Annotated in this window: 14 protein-coding genes; 7 read left to right on the top strand and 7 right to left on the bottom strand. The window is 69.7% G+C overall.

Features of this window, described 5'->3' with window-relative positions; genetic code table 11:
* The first annotated feature begins 113 nt into the window (after positions 1 to 113).
* Positions 114 to 1,937: an ABC transporter ATP-binding protein gene (locus tag DAERI_RS12845; RefSeq protein WP_103129835.1), complete on the top strand. Its 1,824-nt coding sequence runs from the start codon at positions 114 to 116 to the stop codon at positions 1,935 to 1,937.
* On the opposite strand, the gene DAERI_RS12840 is transcribed toward DAERI_RS12845, so the two are convergent.
* Positions 1,934 to 2,539: a Uma2 family endonuclease gene (locus DAERI_RS12840; protein WP_103129834.1), complete on the bottom strand. Its 606-nt coding sequence runs from the start codon at positions 2,537 to 2,539 to the stop codon at positions 1,934 to 1,936. The two genes, DAERI_RS12845 and DAERI_RS12840, sit on opposite strands and share 4 nt — an antisense overlap.
* Positions 2,540 to 2,557: 18 nt before the next feature.
* Between DAERI_RS12840 and DAERI_RS12835 the strand changes: the two genes are divergently transcribed.
* Positions 2,558 to 3,439: an aldo/keto reductase gene (locus DAERI_RS12835; protein WP_235610374.1), complete on the top strand. Its 882-nt coding sequence runs from the start codon at positions 2,558 to 2,560 to the stop codon at positions 3,437 to 3,439.
* A 4-nt stretch (positions 3,440 to 3,443) separates the two neighbouring features.
* Here the strand turns inward: DAERI_RS12835 and DAERI_RS12830 are convergent, their stop codons facing one another.
* Positions 3,444 to 3,686, bottom strand: a complete 243-nt coding sequence (locus DAERI_RS12830; protein ID WP_103129832.1) for a hypothetical protein — start codon at positions 3,684 to 3,686, stop codon at positions 3,444 to 3,446.
* Between the two features lie 62 nt (positions 3,687 to 3,748).
* Positions 3,749 to 5,032: a UDP-N-acetylglucosamine 1-carboxyvinyltransferase gene (murA, locus tag DAERI_RS12825; protein WP_103129831.1), complete on the bottom strand. Its 1,284-nt coding sequence runs from the start codon at positions 5,030 to 5,032 to the stop codon at positions 3,749 to 3,751.
* 291 nt (positions 5,033 to 5,323) lie between these two features.
* Here murA and DAERI_RS12820 point away from each other — a divergent pair, with 291 nt between their 5' ends.
* A complete protein-coding gene (locus DAERI_RS12820) occupies positions 5,324 to 5,551 on the top strand; it encodes a transcriptional regulator (protein ID WP_103129830.1) in 228 nt (75 codons plus the stop codon).
* 75 nt (positions 5,552 to 5,626) lie between these two features.
* Here the strand turns inward: DAERI_RS12820 and DAERI_RS12815 are convergent, their stop codons facing one another.
* Positions 5,627 to 6,568, bottom strand: coding sequence for a C40 family peptidase (locus tag DAERI_RS12815; protein ID WP_235610373.1), 942 nt, complete (start codon positions 6,566 to 6,568; stop codon positions 5,627 to 5,629).
* A gap of 236 nt (positions 6,569 to 6,804) precedes the next feature.
* Here DAERI_RS12815 and DAERI_RS12810 point away from each other — a divergent pair, with 236 nt between their 5' ends.
* The 3 genes from DAERI_RS12810 (at position 6,805) to DAERI_RS22030 (ending at position 9,022) form a co-directional block, all read left to right on the top strand.
* Positions 6,805 to 8,106, top strand: coding sequence for an MFS transporter (locus tag DAERI_RS12810; RefSeq protein ID WP_103129829.1), 1,302 nt, complete (start codon positions 6,805 to 6,807; stop codon positions 8,104 to 8,106).
* A 60-nt stretch (positions 8,107 to 8,166) separates the two neighbouring features.
* Complete coding sequence (locus DAERI_RS22435) at positions 8,167 to 8,316, top strand: hypothetical protein (protein WP_019588680.1); 150 nt, start codon at positions 8,167 to 8,169, stop codon at positions 8,314 to 8,316.
* 412 nt (positions 8,317 to 8,728) lie between these two features.
* Complete coding sequence (locus DAERI_RS22030) at positions 8,729 to 9,022, top strand: hypothetical protein (protein ID WP_133162030.1); 294 nt, start codon at positions 8,729 to 8,731, stop codon at positions 9,020 to 9,022.
* A 293-nt stretch (positions 9,023 to 9,315) separates the two neighbouring features.
* On the opposite strand, the gene DAERI_RS12805 is transcribed toward DAERI_RS22030, so the two are convergent.
* The 3 genes from DAERI_RS12805 to DAERI_RS12795 form a co-directional block, all read right to left on the bottom strand.
* Positions 9,316 to 11,058 carry an SLC13 family permease gene (locus DAERI_RS12805; protein ID WP_103129828.1) on the bottom strand — a complete coding sequence of 581 codons (1,743 nt, stop codon included), beginning with the start codon at positions 11,056 to 11,058 and terminating at the stop codon, positions 9,316 to 9,318.
* A 184-nt stretch (positions 11,059 to 11,242) separates the two neighbouring features.
* On the bottom strand, positions 11,243 to 12,325 hold the full coding sequence (locus tag DAERI_RS12800) for a [LysW]-lysine hydrolase (protein WP_103129827.1): 1,083 nt from the start codon (positions 12,323 to 12,325) through the stop codon (positions 11,243 to 11,245).
* Positions 12,309 to 13,220: a hypothetical protein gene (locus DAERI_RS12795; RefSeq protein WP_103129826.1), complete on the bottom strand. Its 912-nt coding sequence runs from the start codon at positions 13,218 to 13,220 to the stop codon at positions 12,309 to 12,311. The genes DAERI_RS12800 and DAERI_RS12795 overlap by 17 nt, the downstream gene beginning before the upstream one ends.
* Before the next feature lie 110 nt (positions 13,221 to 13,330).
* On the opposite strand from DAERI_RS12795, the gene DAERI_RS12790 reads away from it, so the two are divergent.
* Positions 13,331 to 13,612, top strand: a complete 282-nt coding sequence (locus DAERI_RS12790; RefSeq protein ID WP_103129825.1) for a hypothetical protein — start codon at positions 13,331 to 13,333, stop codon at positions 13,610 to 13,612.
* Positions 13,613 to 13,618: the final 6 nt, after the last annotated feature.

The raw sequence follows: 13,618 nt of genomic DNA, 5'->3' as shown, positions 1-13,618 counted from the left end.
GCAAGGGCCTGCCGCTCCCTTCCGTATCCCTATCGTGTGGTGGAGCATTCCAGGAGCCCCTCCCCGCTGTTCGGCCAGTTCACAGCCCTTGTGCCCCGGGCGTACTCTGACCCATGTACTCCCGCCCCTCTCGCCTGCCCCCCGTGGTCCGTGACCCGAATGCCCCAAGGGTCAAACGTGACCCCCGGCAGCTCCGGCGCCTGCTCGCCTACGCGCGGCCCTACCGGGGCCTGTTCGTGCTGGGGCTGCTCGCCACGCTCGTCGCCAGCGGGCTGAACCTCTTCTTCCCGCTGCTGTTCGGGCGGCTGATCGACGCCTCCTTCCTGCGGGTGGGGAGCACGGACACCGGGCCGCTCGACCGGACGGTGCTGATGTTGCTGGGCATCTTCGCGCTCAGTGCCCTGTTCGGGGCCGCCCAGTCGTACCTGCTGTCCCGGGTGGGGGCGGGGGTGGTGGCTGACCTGCGCCGCTCGCTCTTCGGGCACCTGTTGACGCTCTCGCCGCGTTTTTTCGCGGACCACAAGACGGGCGACCTGACGAGCCGCCTGACGGCGGACGTGGGCACGGTGCAGACGGTGACGAGCACGGCCCTCGCGCAACTCGCCGCACAGACGGTCAGCTTTGTCGGGGCCGTCATCCTGCTCGTGACGACCAGCCCGCGCCTGAGCCTGCTCACGCTGGCGGTGATTCCGCTGGTGATCGGCACGGCCTTCACCATCGGGCGCCGCATCCGCCGGGTCAGCCGCGAGGTGCAGGACCGGGTAGCCGACGCGAACGCCAGCGCCGAGGAGGCGATCAGCGGTGTGCGGGTCGTGCAGAGCTTCACCGCCGAGGAGGTCGAGCGGGGCCGCTACGGGCGGGGGGTGGTCGCCTCCTTCCTCGCCGCGCTGAAACGCGCCCGCCTCCAGGCCCTGATGAACGGCACCATGAGCTTCCTGACCTTCGGCTCGCTCGCCGCGCTGCTGTGGTACGGCGGGCGGCAGGTCATGGCGGGGAACCTGACGCCGGGCAACCTCGTGACCTTCCTGATCTACGCGCTTCAGGTCGGCGGGACGGTGGCGGCGCTGACGGGCATCTTCAACCAGTTTCAGGAGGCGCTGGGCGCGTCGGGCCGCATCTTCGAGCTGTTGGACGAGCGCAGCGATCTGCCCGAGCCCGCCCGCCCCGCTCCCCTGACCCGGGCTGAGGGCCGCGTCACCTTCGACCACGTCTCCTTTCAGTACGGGGACGTGCCCACCCTGAGGGACGTGAGCTTCGACGTGCCCGCCGGTCAGGTCGTCGCCCTCGTCGGGCCGAGCGGGGCGGGCAAGACGACGCTGGTAAACCTGATTCCGCGTTTCTGGGACGTGACAAGTGGCTCGTTGCGGGTGGACGGGCGTGACGTGCGGGAGTACGCACTGGCGGAATTGCGCGCCCAGGTCGGCCTGGTGCCGCAGGAGACACTGCTGTTCTCCGGCTCGGTCGAGGAAAACATCCGCTACGGGCGCCCGGACGCCACGTTCGAGGAGGTCGAGGCCGCCGCCCGCGCCGCAAACGCCCACACCTTCATCTCCGCTTTCCCGCAGGGGTATACCACGGTGGTCGGCGAGCGCGGGGTCAAGCTCAGCGGCGGACAGCGGCAGCGGGTCGCCATCGCCCGCGCGCTCCTCAAAGACCCCCGCATCCTCATCCTCGACGAGGCGACGAGTGCCCTGGACAACGAGTCCGAATCGCTCGTTCAGGCCGCCCTGGAAACGCTGATGCAGGGCCGCACCACCTTCGTGATCGCGCACCGCCTCTCCACCATCCGGGGGGCCGACCGCATCCTCGTCCTGAATGCCGGGGAGGTCGTGGAGGACGGGACGCACGCGCAGCTTATCGCGGCGGGTGGGTTGTACCGCGACCTGTACGAACTCCAGTTCCGCAAGGAGCAGGAGGAACGGGCGGAACTCGTCTAACGGTCGAGGACACCCGCGTAGATGTCGTCGAGCGTCAGGTCGGTGTTCAGGCAGGGGATAGGGACGGTGCCCTCGTCCCTCAGCTCTGTCTCCTCCCAGCCATCCGCCGTTCTCCGAATCACTCGAACGAAACGTTTTGAGGCGTCCACGATGAGGTAGGTCTGAAGGCTGGGAAGGCTGGTATAGGCCCAGAGCTTGTCGGTGCGGTCGACATGGCCGGTGCTGGGGCTCAGCACCTCGACGAGGAGGCAGGGTTCGCGGCTGAGTGTGGTCTCAAGTTCCATAGGTTCACACGTGCCGACCACATCCGGGTAGTAGTACACCCGTCTCCCCGTCGGGTTCTCGGCGCTCACACGCATATCAGCCACATAGACTCGGCAGTTTGAGCGGCGAGCCTGGGGCAGAAGGGCCGCCCCAATGTTCAGCGCAATTTCCCCGTGCCCGCTGCTCGCCCCCGCCTGTGCCAACGTCCGCCCGTGCAGGGGGTAAGCGTACCCGTCCACGAACTCCCGCTTGACCGGGCTCTCCGGCTCGGTTCGCAGGTATTCTTCTTCCGTCATCTCCTGGGCATGTTCCCAGAAGTTGAAGGCGGGGTCACTCATGGGGGTATGGTACGCCCCATGCTGCAACGTGAGTTTGGAACTACGGGCCTGAGGGTCAGCGTGCTGGGGCTGGGAGCGGGCCAAGTCGGGGCCGAGGCCCTGCCCGAAGCGGAGGCCGAGCGGCTGCTCCACCGCGCCCTTGACCTCGGCATCACCCTGATCGACACGGCGCGCGGCTACGGCCTGAGTGAGGAACGAGTCGGCCGTTACCTCGCCAGCCGCCGCGACGAGTTCGTGCTGAGCACCAAGGGCGGCTACGGGGTGGAGGGCGTGGGGGACTGGACGCCCGGCAGCATCCGCCTGGGCATCGAGCGTGCCCTGCGGGTGATGCGGACGGACCGCATCGACATCTTCCACCTGCATTCCTGCCCACCCGACACCCTACGGCGGGACGACCTGCTCGCCGAACTCGACCGGGCACGGGATGCGGGCCTGATCCGGGTCGCGGCCTACAGCGGCGAGAACGAGGCGCTGGCGTGGGCCGCGGAGTCGGGCCGTTTTGGCAGTATTCAGACGAGTGTGAACCTCACCGACCAGTGGAGCCTGCACCACGTCCTGCCCGGGGCGGCGGCAAGGGGACTGGGCGTGATCGCCAAGCGGCCCATCGCCAACGCCGCCTGGCAATTCAGCAAGCGCCCGGTGGGTCAGTACGCGGAGGTGTACTGGGAACGGTTGCAGACGCTGCGTCTGGACCCCGGCGACCTGGACTGGAACGAGTTCGCCCTGCGCTTCTCGGCCTTTGCCCCAGGAGTGAGCAGCGCCATCGTGGGCACGGCGAGGGTGGAGAACCTGGAGCGGAACGTGGCCGTCGTGGAGAAAGGGCCGCTGCCCGCTGAGTTGCTGAGGCAGATTGAAGCGGCCTGGGCGGAACACGGGCAAGGGTGGGGCGGGGAAGTTTAGGGGATCACTCGTAGATCAGGCCCAGATGCAGGAAGGTAGCGAAGCCCTTCCATGATGGCTGCTCCAGGAAGTCAACTCCTCCTTCGTAGTCGGCAGTAGCAGCCAGCGCAGCCTCCAAAAACGTTGCCGTGCGGGGGTTGATCTCACTGTCCCCCCCATCCCGCACCGCTGCTGTCAGTAGGGCGTCCACAAACGCGAGAAAGGTTTGCCGGTCGTGGACCGCCTTTAAAGCTTCTTCCAGATTCATCCCATCCCTCACAAGAACGCGCCCGCCCCAGCAATGGAGGCGGGCACGTTCTCTCTTTCTGCTCAGTCCATGGCGCTGGCCAGCACCGGCTGGGGCTGCCAGGCGTTTGCGCCGATGGAGCGCAGGCGCTCGGCCAGGCGCTCGTAGCCGCGGTTGAGGTACTGCACGCCGTCGATCACGGTCTCGCCCTCGCAGGTCAGCGCGGCGATGAAGAGAGCCGCCCCGGCGCGCAGGTCGGCGGCCTTGACGGGCGCGGCGTGCAGCGGGCCGCCCTGGATGACCTGGGTATAGCCGCTGACGGTGATGTTGGCGCCCATGCGGTGCAGCTCCGCGACGTGGGTGAGGCGGTCGGGGTACACCGGGTCCTGCACGACGCTCGCGCCGGGGACGGTGGCGAGCAGGGCGCTCATCTGGGGCTGCACGTCCGTGGGGAAGCCGGGAAAGCTCTGGGTGGTGACGTTCACCGCCTTGAGGCTGCGGTTCCGGGCGTCCACCAGCAGGCGCTCCCCGGATTCCAGGATGTCCACGCCCATCTCGGTCAGCTTGGCGCTGACGGCGCGCAGGTGGTCGGGGCGCACGTTCGTCAGGGTCAGGCGGCTGCGGGTGGCGGCGGCGGCGATCATGAAAGTGCCCGCCTCGATGCGGTCGGGGATAATCCGGTACTCGCCCCCGCGCAGGGCCTTCACGCCCTGGATGGTGAGCGTGTTCGTGCCCGCCCCGTCAATCCGCGCCCCCAGGCTATTCAGGAAGTTGATCAGGTCCACCACGTCGGTGTCGATGCTGGCGTTTTCCAGCGTGACCACCCCGTCGCCCAACGCGGCGGCGAGGATGGCGTTCTGGGTGCCCCCGACGGTCAGCAGCTCGAACACGAAGGTGCCGCCCAGGCTGCCCCCCCGGCGGGCGTCGAAGTTGCCGCCCTCCTCCTCGACCTGCACGCCCAGAGCCCGGAAGGCCTTGACGTGCTGATCGACGGGCCGGTAGCCGAAGGCGCAGCCGCCGGGCATGGAGACGGTCGCCTGACCCGCGCGGGCGATCAGCGCGCCCATCATGATGAAGCTGGCGCGCATCTTGGAGACCAGCGCGTAGGGCGCGTCGGTGTTGAGGATCTCGGGCGTGTGCAGGGTGAGGCTGTTGGGCCCGACCCAGGCGTGGCGCGTGCCGATGTGGTGCGCGAGGTCCAGGATGGTGTACACGTCCGAGAGCCGGGGGACGCCGTGCAGGGTGACGGGCTCGCTGCTCAGGAGGCTGGCGACGATGATCGGCAGGGCCGCATTCTTGCTGGGCTGAATGGCGATCTCGCCGGAGAGTTCCCGGCCTCCCTGAATGTGCAGCGGCGTCAGTTGCATGGTGGTCCTTTCGGGTTGGGAGCGCCGGGGGCGGCGCCTTGAAAGCGGCGTTGTTCGGGCTCACCCGGGGGCAGCCGAGTGCATGTTACACATGTTGCTCACCCCACGTCTACGCCGACCTTACGGCCCCGCAGCAGCAGCAGGATGTGTCCCCTGTAAAGTGCTGGCCACCTCATCCTCACGGGAGGGGAAGGCGAATCATGTTGAGGGCACTCACGAGGCGTGCTACGCTGCCCGGCAGATCAACCCGTGCCGCGTCAGGAAAGCCCGCCGCCAGAGAGGATACAGGGGATGCCGAAGAAGGAACGCAAACGCCTCCAAGTTGTTATCAGCGAGGAACAGGACGCCCTGCTGACGCGCACCGCCTACGAACTCTCCAGCCCCGAGCGCCTGATCAGCAAGAGCGAGGTGGTCCGGCTCGCCATCGAGAAGATCGCCCGGGAACTCGGCGAGGGCGAGCACCTGGAGGAGTACCGGCACCTGCTGGACAACGAGGACGTGGCCGACGACGCGGGCTGACGCCCTGAATGCAAGAAAGGACGCGGCGCCCACGATTCCGTGAGGCGCCGCGTCCTTTCGCCGGGCTTGCCGGGGTCAGTGCCCCGCCGCGTAGGTCGTCGAGGGGGGCAGGATCCGCCGCGCGCCGAGCAGGCGGGGTGCCCAGTAGGGGTCGCTCATCAGGCGGTCCACGGCAACCTGCCCCTTGTAGGAATTCGCGTTCACGAACTCGTCGTCGCCCAGGTAGATGCCCACATGCGTCACCTCGCCGCGGCCCGAGGTGTCGAAGAACACCAGGTCGCCGGGTTGCAGCTCGGTCAGGGCGACGGGCGCGCCGGACTGCGCCTGGTCGGCGCTGCGCCGCGGCAGTTGCACCCCGAGCGGCGCGAAGACCTGCACGACGAAGCCGCTGCAATCCAGGCCACCGGGACCGGAGCCGCCGTAGGCGTAGGGCACACCCAGCATCGCCAGGGCCGCCTCCCGCCAGTCGCCCGTGAGCGGGGCACTGGGGACGACCGGGGCGGGGGCGGGGGTGGGGAGGGGCTCGGTGGTCGCCACCGGGGGGACGGGAACAGCCTGGGCCTGCACGGGCAGGGGGGCCGGGGCTCCGGGGCCGGGCGCCGGAATACGCAGCACCTGCCCGACCTCCAGCCGGGTGTCCCTCGGTAGGCCGTTGAGCGCGAGCAGGCTGTCCACGCTCACGCCGAAGCGGCGGGCCAGCGAGTACAGGGTGTCTCCGCGCTGGGCGACGTACGGGGGCACGTCCCGCACCCGCAGCACCTGTCCGGCGCGCAGGTCGGGCGAACTCAATCCGTTCAGGGCCAGCAGGGCGTCGACCGTCAGCCCGTACGCGCGCGCCAGGCTGTAGGCCGTGTCGCCCGGCCTCACCGTCACGGTGTCGCCGCTCACGGCAGAGGAAAGCCCGGTCGGCGCGGGACCAACCGGGCTGGGGGCTGTACCAGCAGCCTGCGCGAAGGAGACGGCTCCCATCAGGATCAGGAGGCTCGGCAACACGGGGGCGCGGAAGGAGTGGGGCATGGGGGAGGACTCACAGGGCGCGAAAGACACTCGGAAAGGGCCGCCTGAAAGGGGCACACACGGCTAACCCGGAATGAGAGCCGGGCAAAGAAAATTGAAACAGGGGCACCGTAACATGCCCGCGTCACATTTGCCAAGTCCCCGCGCTCCTGGTGGCGGTTTTTTCACATTCTGGCCGTGTTCCGGCAGGCGGGACGGGGAAAAGCCCAGCGGCCCCGCGCGCCTATGCTGGGCGAATGCTTGCCCGCGCCTCCGCGTGGCGAACGCGGACGTTTCGCGCGCTTCGCCACGTTCATTACCGCCGCTACTGGTTCTCGCAACTGCTCTCGCTGGTCGGCTCGTGGATGCAGTCCACCGCCCAGCAGTACCTCGTGCTGGAACTCTCGGGGGGTAGCTCGGCGGCGCTGGGCTCCGTGACGGTGGCGCAGTTCCTGCCCAGCCTGCTGCTCTCGCTGTTCGCCGGGGCGGTGATCGACCGGGTGCCGCGGCGCCGGGTGCTGCTCGCCACCCAGGTCACGCTGATGCTGACCGCCGCTGGCCTGGCCGTGACCACGCACCTGGGGGTCGTGACGCTGCCGCTGGTGATGGCGCTCGCCTTTGTCAGCGGCACCGCGAACGCCTTCGACATGCCCGCCCGGCAGAGCATGGTGGTGGACTTCGTGCCGCGCGGCGACGTGCCGAACGCGGTGGCGCTCAACAGCCTCTCGTTCAATGTCAGCCGCACCCTGGGCCAGGCGGTGTTCGGCCTGGTCGCCGCGCTGGGGGTGTCCCTGCTGGCGGGGGGCAACCCGGACAACCTCGCGCGGCTGGCCCTGCCCTTTTACCTGAACGTCGCCTCGTTCTTCGTCGTGCTCTTCGTGATCGCCACGCTGCCCTTTCCCCCACGCGAGGGGGCCGGTCGGAGCACGGTCCTGGAGGACATCCGGGAGGGGCTCAGCTACGTCCGGCACACCCCGGCGGTGCGGAACGTGATGCTGCTCGTGGGGGCGCTGAGCCTCACGGTGATCAACTTCAACATCATCATCCCGTACTTCGCGCGGGTGGTGTTCGGGGCGCGGGAGGCGACGTTCGGCATCCTGTCGGCCGCCTTCGGGCTCGGGGCGATGGCGGGGGCGCTGTGGCAGGCGAGCAAGCCCAACCCGCTGCGGAACCTGCGGGTCGGCGGGGTGCTGCTGATCGCCAGCACGGTCGCGCTCGCCTGGACACCGGGGCCGGTGTTGGGCACGCCGGTACTCGCCGCGTGCGGCTTCGGGATGCTGTCCCTGCTGGTGAGCGCGAACAGCACCGTGCAGCTCGTCGTCCCCGACCACCTGCGCGGGCGGGTGATGAGCCTGTATTCCTTCGTGCTGGTGGGGATGGGGCCTCCCGGGGCGCTCATTGCCAGCACGCTGATCAGCAAGCAGGGGCCGCTGGGGCCGCGCTGGGGCCTGCTCGCCCTCGCCGCGCTGGGGAGCCTCTCCCTGCTCGCCCTGTGGACGCGGCTGCCGCGAGAGCTTCCCAAGCCGGTCGCGCGGGGCCAGGGGCTTCCGGCGGACTGAAGAGCCCCCTCTCAATCCCTGTAAGGAACGCGTGGGGGTGACGGCTGTTATGCTGCACCCATGAGTTCGGACCGCAGCCATGTTCTGACGACGTGGGCGCTGGTCGTGCTGGCCCTCGGCGCCGTGATCGGCATCGGAACGACCGCCGCCCTGCTCGCCCGCAAGGACCGCCCCCTCCCCGACGACCCGGACGCACCGCTGTTTATCTAGGGTCAAAAGTATTCGTCTTGGTACCCTAGTTTACCTTGCGCTCCCTGCCCCACTTTTAAGCGGGGATTATTCATCCACCCCCCACTATTCATAAGGTTTCCCTCAATCCACTTCTTCCCCTGGATGTGTAAGCTCCAGCATGGAACTTTTGAAACCTTGGGCCATCCTGACCGCGTTGACGCTTTGCTCTGCCCCAGCCACTGCCCAGACCACTTTCCCAACGCCGCCCCTTAAGGTCAAGCAGCGGTTGGGTACAACTGGGTTCAGCATTGTCCTACCCAATGGGCTCAAAGTCACGCCCCACACAACAGCGGGGGTAAACCTATTCCTCGTGACCGGTCCTCAACTTGGAGATAACGCCTTAGCCGTTATCCCAGGAACGGCGGAGCCACCCCCAAACTTGGATACTGAGTTGGACCGCACCCTCAGCAGCCTGTTCAATTTCGTCGGTGGGCTGCTCAATGGTTACTCCAAGCAGGGCAACGTCAAGCTTGAATCCACAACTATTAGTAAGGTGGCTAATGGCTATATGTCACGGACCCTATTCGATGTTGAGCTTCCTAGTAAGCAACGTGTCCATGTTGTCGCCCGCTCTTACCTCTTTGGCAACAGAACGGTCGCCATGATTTACCCTGACACTACACCAAATAACAATGACGACTCGCGCCTTGCGGAAGCCATCATGGAGACCTTGACCTCCCCCTGAAGGCAATACCCCATCCACACCCCCAGCCCCCTCCCTCGCCCCACTTACCCCAGGGAGGCGCGTTCCCAGGTCGGGGCACGGTCGGGAGCGCCTTGCCAGACGGTGTTCCCACCCTTCGCCGCGCTGCTATGGCTGTGGCACGATGCGGAGCAGGCGAGACGGTGAGGGACGGGAATGACGCGATGAACGTGCTTTCCGTGCGGGAAGTGTGCGGGGGCGATTGAGGGTGTTCAGCGGTGTTTATCTGGCGGTCGGCAAAAGCATGTCCTGCTGACGGCTGACCACTTCATTGCTCAAAACGGCCACACCCGCGGAATCACCAGCATCGCCACCACGAACGTCACCAGCGTCAGGCCGGTGCCCACCCGCACGAAGTCCAGGAAGCGGTAGCGGCCCGGCCCGTACACGAGCATGCAGGACGGCTCCAGCGGCGTGATGAAGGAGTTGCTCGCCGCGACGGTGATGCCGATGACGAAGGGGCGGGGGTCGTAGCCCAGCGTCCCCGCGGTGCCGATGGCGAGGGGCAGCATGACGAGGGCGGCGGCCTGGTTGCTCATGGGCTGGGTGAGGGCGACGGTCACCACGAACAGGGCGGCGAGCAGGCCGTAGGGTCCCAGGGGCTGAAGGACGCCGGAGATCGCGCCGGTGAGGACCTTGGCCGCCCCGGTGTCCTGAAAGGCGGTGCCGAAGGCGAGCATGCAGGCCACGAGGACGATCACCGGCCACTCGACGGCGCGGTAGGCCTCCTCGGGCGTGAGGAGGCGCAGGGCGAGCGCCAGGGCCACGGCGATGACGACCGCCACGCTGAGGGGCAGCAGGCCCAGGCCGCCCAGCACCACCGCGCCGCCGAAGAGCAGCAGGGCGAGCGGCGCCTTCCGCAGGTCCCGCTGCTCCTCGGTGAGGTCACCCAGCACGGTGAGGTAGTCGCCCAGCGCCGCGATCCGCTCGGCGCTGCCCTGGATCATGAGCACGTCGCCGACCTGAACCCGCAGGCCCGCCAGGCGCTCGACGGTGCGGGCGCGGCGGTGCAGGGCGAGGACGGAGACGCCGTAACGCTCGCGGAAGCGCGACTCGCGCAGGGTGCGCCCGGTGAGCGGGCTCCCCGGCAGCACGACCGCCTCGACGAGCCGCACCTGGGTACTGCCCTCCACCTGAAGTTTTAGCTCGCTTTTGCTGAACACGCCCAGAGTGCTCTTGCCGGTCAGGATGCGGTCGGGCGGCCCCTCCACGGCGAGGGTGTCCCCCTCCTGCACCCGGAAGTCCGGCCCGGGCGCGTACACCGTGTCCTCCCCCCGCCGCACGGCGACAACCGTGAGGCCGTGGTCGCGGCCCAGGCCCGTCTCGCGCAGGGTCTGCCCGGCGAGGGGACTGCCCGTCGCCACCGTCAGGTCCGCGAGGTAGGCGCGCAGCGACTCCTCCAGCGCGGCGTCCCGCGCGGGGAGCAGGCGGGGGGCGACGAAGAAGAGGTAGAGCAGCCCCACCGCGGCGACGGGCAGGCCGACCCAGGCGAGTTCGAAAAAGCCCAGCGGCCTCAGCCCCGCTGTCGGCAGCGCCCCCGACACGACGAGGTTGGTGGAGGTGCCGATCACCGTGACCGTGCCTCCCAGGATGCTGGCGAACGCCAGCGGCATGAGGACCCGGCTGGGGGCCAGCCCCGCCCGCCGTGCCAGGCCCGTCACGACCGGCAGGAACACGGCGGTCGTGGCCGTATTGCTGGTAAAGGCGCTCACCCCCGCCACGGCCCCCAGCATCCCGCGCACCATGCCGCCCGCGTTGCGGGCCCGCCGGGCGAGGCTCACGCCCACCCACTCGATCACGCCCGCGCGCAGCAGCACCCGTGTCAGGATGAACAGGCCCGCGAGCGTCAGGGCGGTGTCGCTCCCGAAGCCCGCGAAGGCCTCCTTGGGGCTCAGCAGCCCCAGGCCGAGCAGCGAGCCCAGCAGCAGCAGGGCGGTCACGTCCACGGGCAGCCACTCGGTGGCGAACAGGATCAGGGCGAGGACGAACAGGATGAGCAGGATGGTGACGGGGTCCATGGGTCTCCGGGGGATGTGGCGCAGCGTGATGGGCCGGAACGCCGTCCTCTTCTGGGCGGCCCGGCTGGGCGTTGGGACTGACGGCAGGGGCGAGGCCGGGGGCACCGGGCCTCCCGGCCTCCTCCGGCCCCCACCTTATCCCCGCCCAGCCGAGGGGCAAGAGGGGTTCAGCCTGAGCTTGTCCTCATGCTGGGCGTGCCCCCGCCAGCCGCGTCAGGGCTGAGGTCAGCACCGCGACGGCTTGGTCATACTCCGCGAGGTCGAGGTGCTCATTCGGCGTGTGGTCGAGGGCGCTGTCTCCCGGACCGTAGGCGACAGTGGGCACCGGCCAGTGTTCCGCGACCACGTTCATGTCGCTCGTGCCGGTCTTGACCTTGAAGACCGGGCGGCCCCCCCGCTCGCGGATGGCGACGCGCAGGGCGCGGGTCAGCGCGTTGTCCCTGGGGTGGCGAACCGCCGTCTCGTGCCCGCCGAAGGTGAGGGTGACGGGCAGGCCCGCGAGCAGGTCACGCAGGGTCTCCTCCACCCCAGCCGGTGTCAGCCCGGGCGGCAGGCGCAGGCCGAAGGTGCCCTCGGCGACCTGCATGAGGCCGTCCGCGCTCGACGAGAGGTGCTGAATGGTCGCCTGGACCGCCCCGAAAACGCCCTCCCCCGCCGTGCCCGCCGCCCACTCCCGCACCCGGAACCACGCCTCCGCGAGGTCGTCCGCCGCACTCGTGCCCTCGCCCGCCGTGTGGAAGTTGTCCTTTGCCACCCGCACCCGGAGGGCGAGGCGGCCCTTGTACCCCAGCGTCAGGCCCTCCCAGCCGCTCGGCTCGCCGATCAGGACGAGGTCGGGGGTGTAGACCCGCAGGGCGTGCCGGGCGCCCCGGCTGCTGGGGGCCTCCTCCTCGGTCGCGCCGACGCAGATGAAGCGCGCCCCGGCCAGCGCCGTCTCCGGCAGGGCCGCCACCGCCGCCACGAAGGCGCAGAAACTGCCCTTGGCGTCCACGCTGCCGCGCCCGTACAACAGGCCGTCCTCCACCCGCACGGGGATGTCGCCCGGCACGGTGTCGATGTGCCCCAGCAGCACCACCGTCAGCGGGCCGTGGCCGCGCTCGCCCACCGCGTTGCCCGCCTCGTCCACGTGGGCCCGGAAGCCGCGGGCCGCCATCCACTCCACCAGGAAGCGGGCGAGCGGCCCCTCCTCCCCAGAGACGGAGGGGAGGGCGACCGCCTGACAGACGAGTTCGCGGGCCTCCCCGTCCGGCTCAGGAGCCGCGCTCATCGGCCCGTGTCCCCGCGACCGCCTGGGCGAGCGCCGCGATCAGGCGGGTCACGTCCGCGAAGGCGAGGAGCGCGATGCAGCTCACGCCCCCGGCGATCAGGGTCCACATGCCGTTCAGGAGTTCCCCGCCCAGGAACTGGAACACGGCCAGCCCGACCGCCGCCAGGCCCAGGATGACCGCCAGGACTTGCAGGCGGCCCGCCAGCCCGCCCACCGCGTTCGCCCGCTCCACCAAGGTGGGGGGAAGAGGCCTCGGTTTTGCGGCGGGTGTCGCCGGGACGGGCGCGGCGGGAGGGGCTTCCGACGGGGCCTTGGGCTCCAGCTTCCCCTCGGCGGACGCGGCGGGGATGGTGACCGGGGGCGGCGTGGCCGCGATGACCCGGACCTCCCGCGCCTTCTCCTGGCGCTCGGGAGCGGGCTGCGGCTCCGGGCTGCGGGGGGGGCGTTCCTCCGGCGCGGGGGCGGCCACGGGAGCCGCGTCGCGGGGCGAGCCGCCGGAGGGGCCGGGGGTGGGCTTCGGGGACGGGGCCGACTTGGCGGCGCTGCCGAAGGTCTTCTGCCCCCCGGGGGTGGGCAGCGGCGCGACGGGCAGGTTCTTGGCGCGGGCGGTGGCGTCGCGGACCCCCGCGAAAAACGCCTGCACGCGCCCCGGGTCAAAGCCCAGCAGGCTGGCGGTCAGGGCCGTCCCGGCGGGCGTCTCCACCCGCAGCAGCCCGGCCTGGTCGCTGTGGATGCGGGTGAGGTCGCGCAGGGTCACCCGGCGGGTCCCCTGCTCGTCCTGGTACACCAGCACCCCTTCGAGCAGGGCGAAAAAGGCCCCCTCGCGCTCCAGGGTGGCCGTGGGCGCCCCCTCGATTCCCAGACCCTTCAGGGCCGACAGTACGCGGTCACTCATCGCTTGATTCTCCTCACTGTGGGGCAGCATAGCGGGAGAGCGGGGGCGCATGAAGGCCCGCGCAAGCCCGGCCTCACACCCGGCGACCGGGCGGGGACACACACTGACACATGACCGACCCCGACAACCGGTACGGTGACGCTCCCCTGGGCCGCAGCGTGGAGGAAGTCGAGCAGGACAACACCAACCGGGTGAATTCTCCTGTGCCCGGCGAGCAGGTGCGCGACGACGACGCCCTCGCCGGAGTTCCGGTCCCCCCGGTGCTGAGTGGCCCGGCGGGCACCGGCATGATCCCCGCCGTCACGGACGGGGGCAGGGTCACGGACCGCGGCGGCGACGCGGATGACGGCACCGCCCGCGAGAACCGCGACAGCACCGAGGAGAACGGGTAACCCACC

This window comes from Deinococcus aerius (assembly GCF_002897375.1).
Classification (GTDB): domain Bacteria; phylum Deinococcota; class Deinococci; order Deinococcales; family Deinococcaceae; genus Deinococcus; species Deinococcus aerius.
The sequence above is the reverse complement of the archived record's forward strand: the minus strand, read 5'-3'. Positions and strand labels throughout refer to the sequence as shown.

What these genes read in the sequence shown, in the direction of transcription:
- DAERI_RS12845 (WP_103129835.1), top strand. Translation starts at nt 114, where the DNA reads ATGTACTCCCGCCCCTCTCGCCTGCCCCCCGTGGTCCGTGACCCGAAT.
- DAERI_RS12840 (WP_103129834.1), bottom strand. Translation starts at nt 2,539, where the DNA reads ATGAGTGACCCCGCCTTCAACTTCTGGGAACATGCCCAGGAGATGACG.
- DAERI_RS12835 (WP_235610374.1), top strand. Translation starts at nt 2,558, where the DNA reads ATGCTGCAACGTGAGTTTGGAACTACGGGCCTGAGGGTCAGCGTGCTG.
- DAERI_RS12830 (WP_103129832.1), bottom strand. Translation starts at nt 3,686, where the DNA reads ATGAATCTGGAAGAAGCTTTAAAGGCGGTCCACGACCGGCAAACCTTT.
- murA (WP_103129831.1), bottom strand. Translation starts at nt 5,032, where the DNA reads ATGCAACTGACGCCGCTGCACATTCAGGGAGGCCGGGAACTCTCCGGC.
- DAERI_RS12820 (WP_103129830.1), top strand. Translation starts at nt 5,324, where the DNA reads ATGCCGAAGAAGGAACGCAAACGCCTCCAAGTTGTTATCAGCGAGGAA.
- DAERI_RS12815 (WP_235610373.1), bottom strand. Translation starts at nt 6,568, where the DNA reads ATGCCCCACTCCTTCCGCGCCCCCGTGTTGCCGAGCCTCCTGATCCTG.
- DAERI_RS12810 (WP_103129829.1), top strand. Translation starts at nt 6,805, where the DNA reads ATGCTTGCCCGCGCCTCCGCGTGGCGAACGCGGACGTTTCGCGCGCTT.
- DAERI_RS22435 (WP_019588680.1), top strand. Translation starts at nt 8,167, where the DNA reads ATGAGTTCGGACCGCAGCCATGTTCTGACGACGTGGGCGCTGGTCGTG.
- DAERI_RS12805 (WP_103129828.1), bottom strand. Translation starts at nt 11,058, where the DNA reads ATGGACCCCGTCACCATCCTGCTCATCCTGTTCGTCCTCGCCCTGATC.
- DAERI_RS12800 (WP_103129827.1), bottom strand. Translation starts at nt 12,325, where the DNA reads ATGAGCGCGGCTCCTGAGCCGGACGGGGAGGCCCGCGAACTCGTCTGT.
- DAERI_RS12795 (WP_103129826.1), bottom strand. Translation starts at nt 13,220, where the DNA reads ATGAGTGACCGCGTACTGTCGGCCCTGAAGGGTCTGGGAATCGAGGGG.
- DAERI_RS12790 (WP_103129825.1), top strand. Translation starts at nt 13,331, where the DNA reads ATGACCGACCCCGACAACCGGTACGGTGACGCTCCCCTGGGCCGCAGC.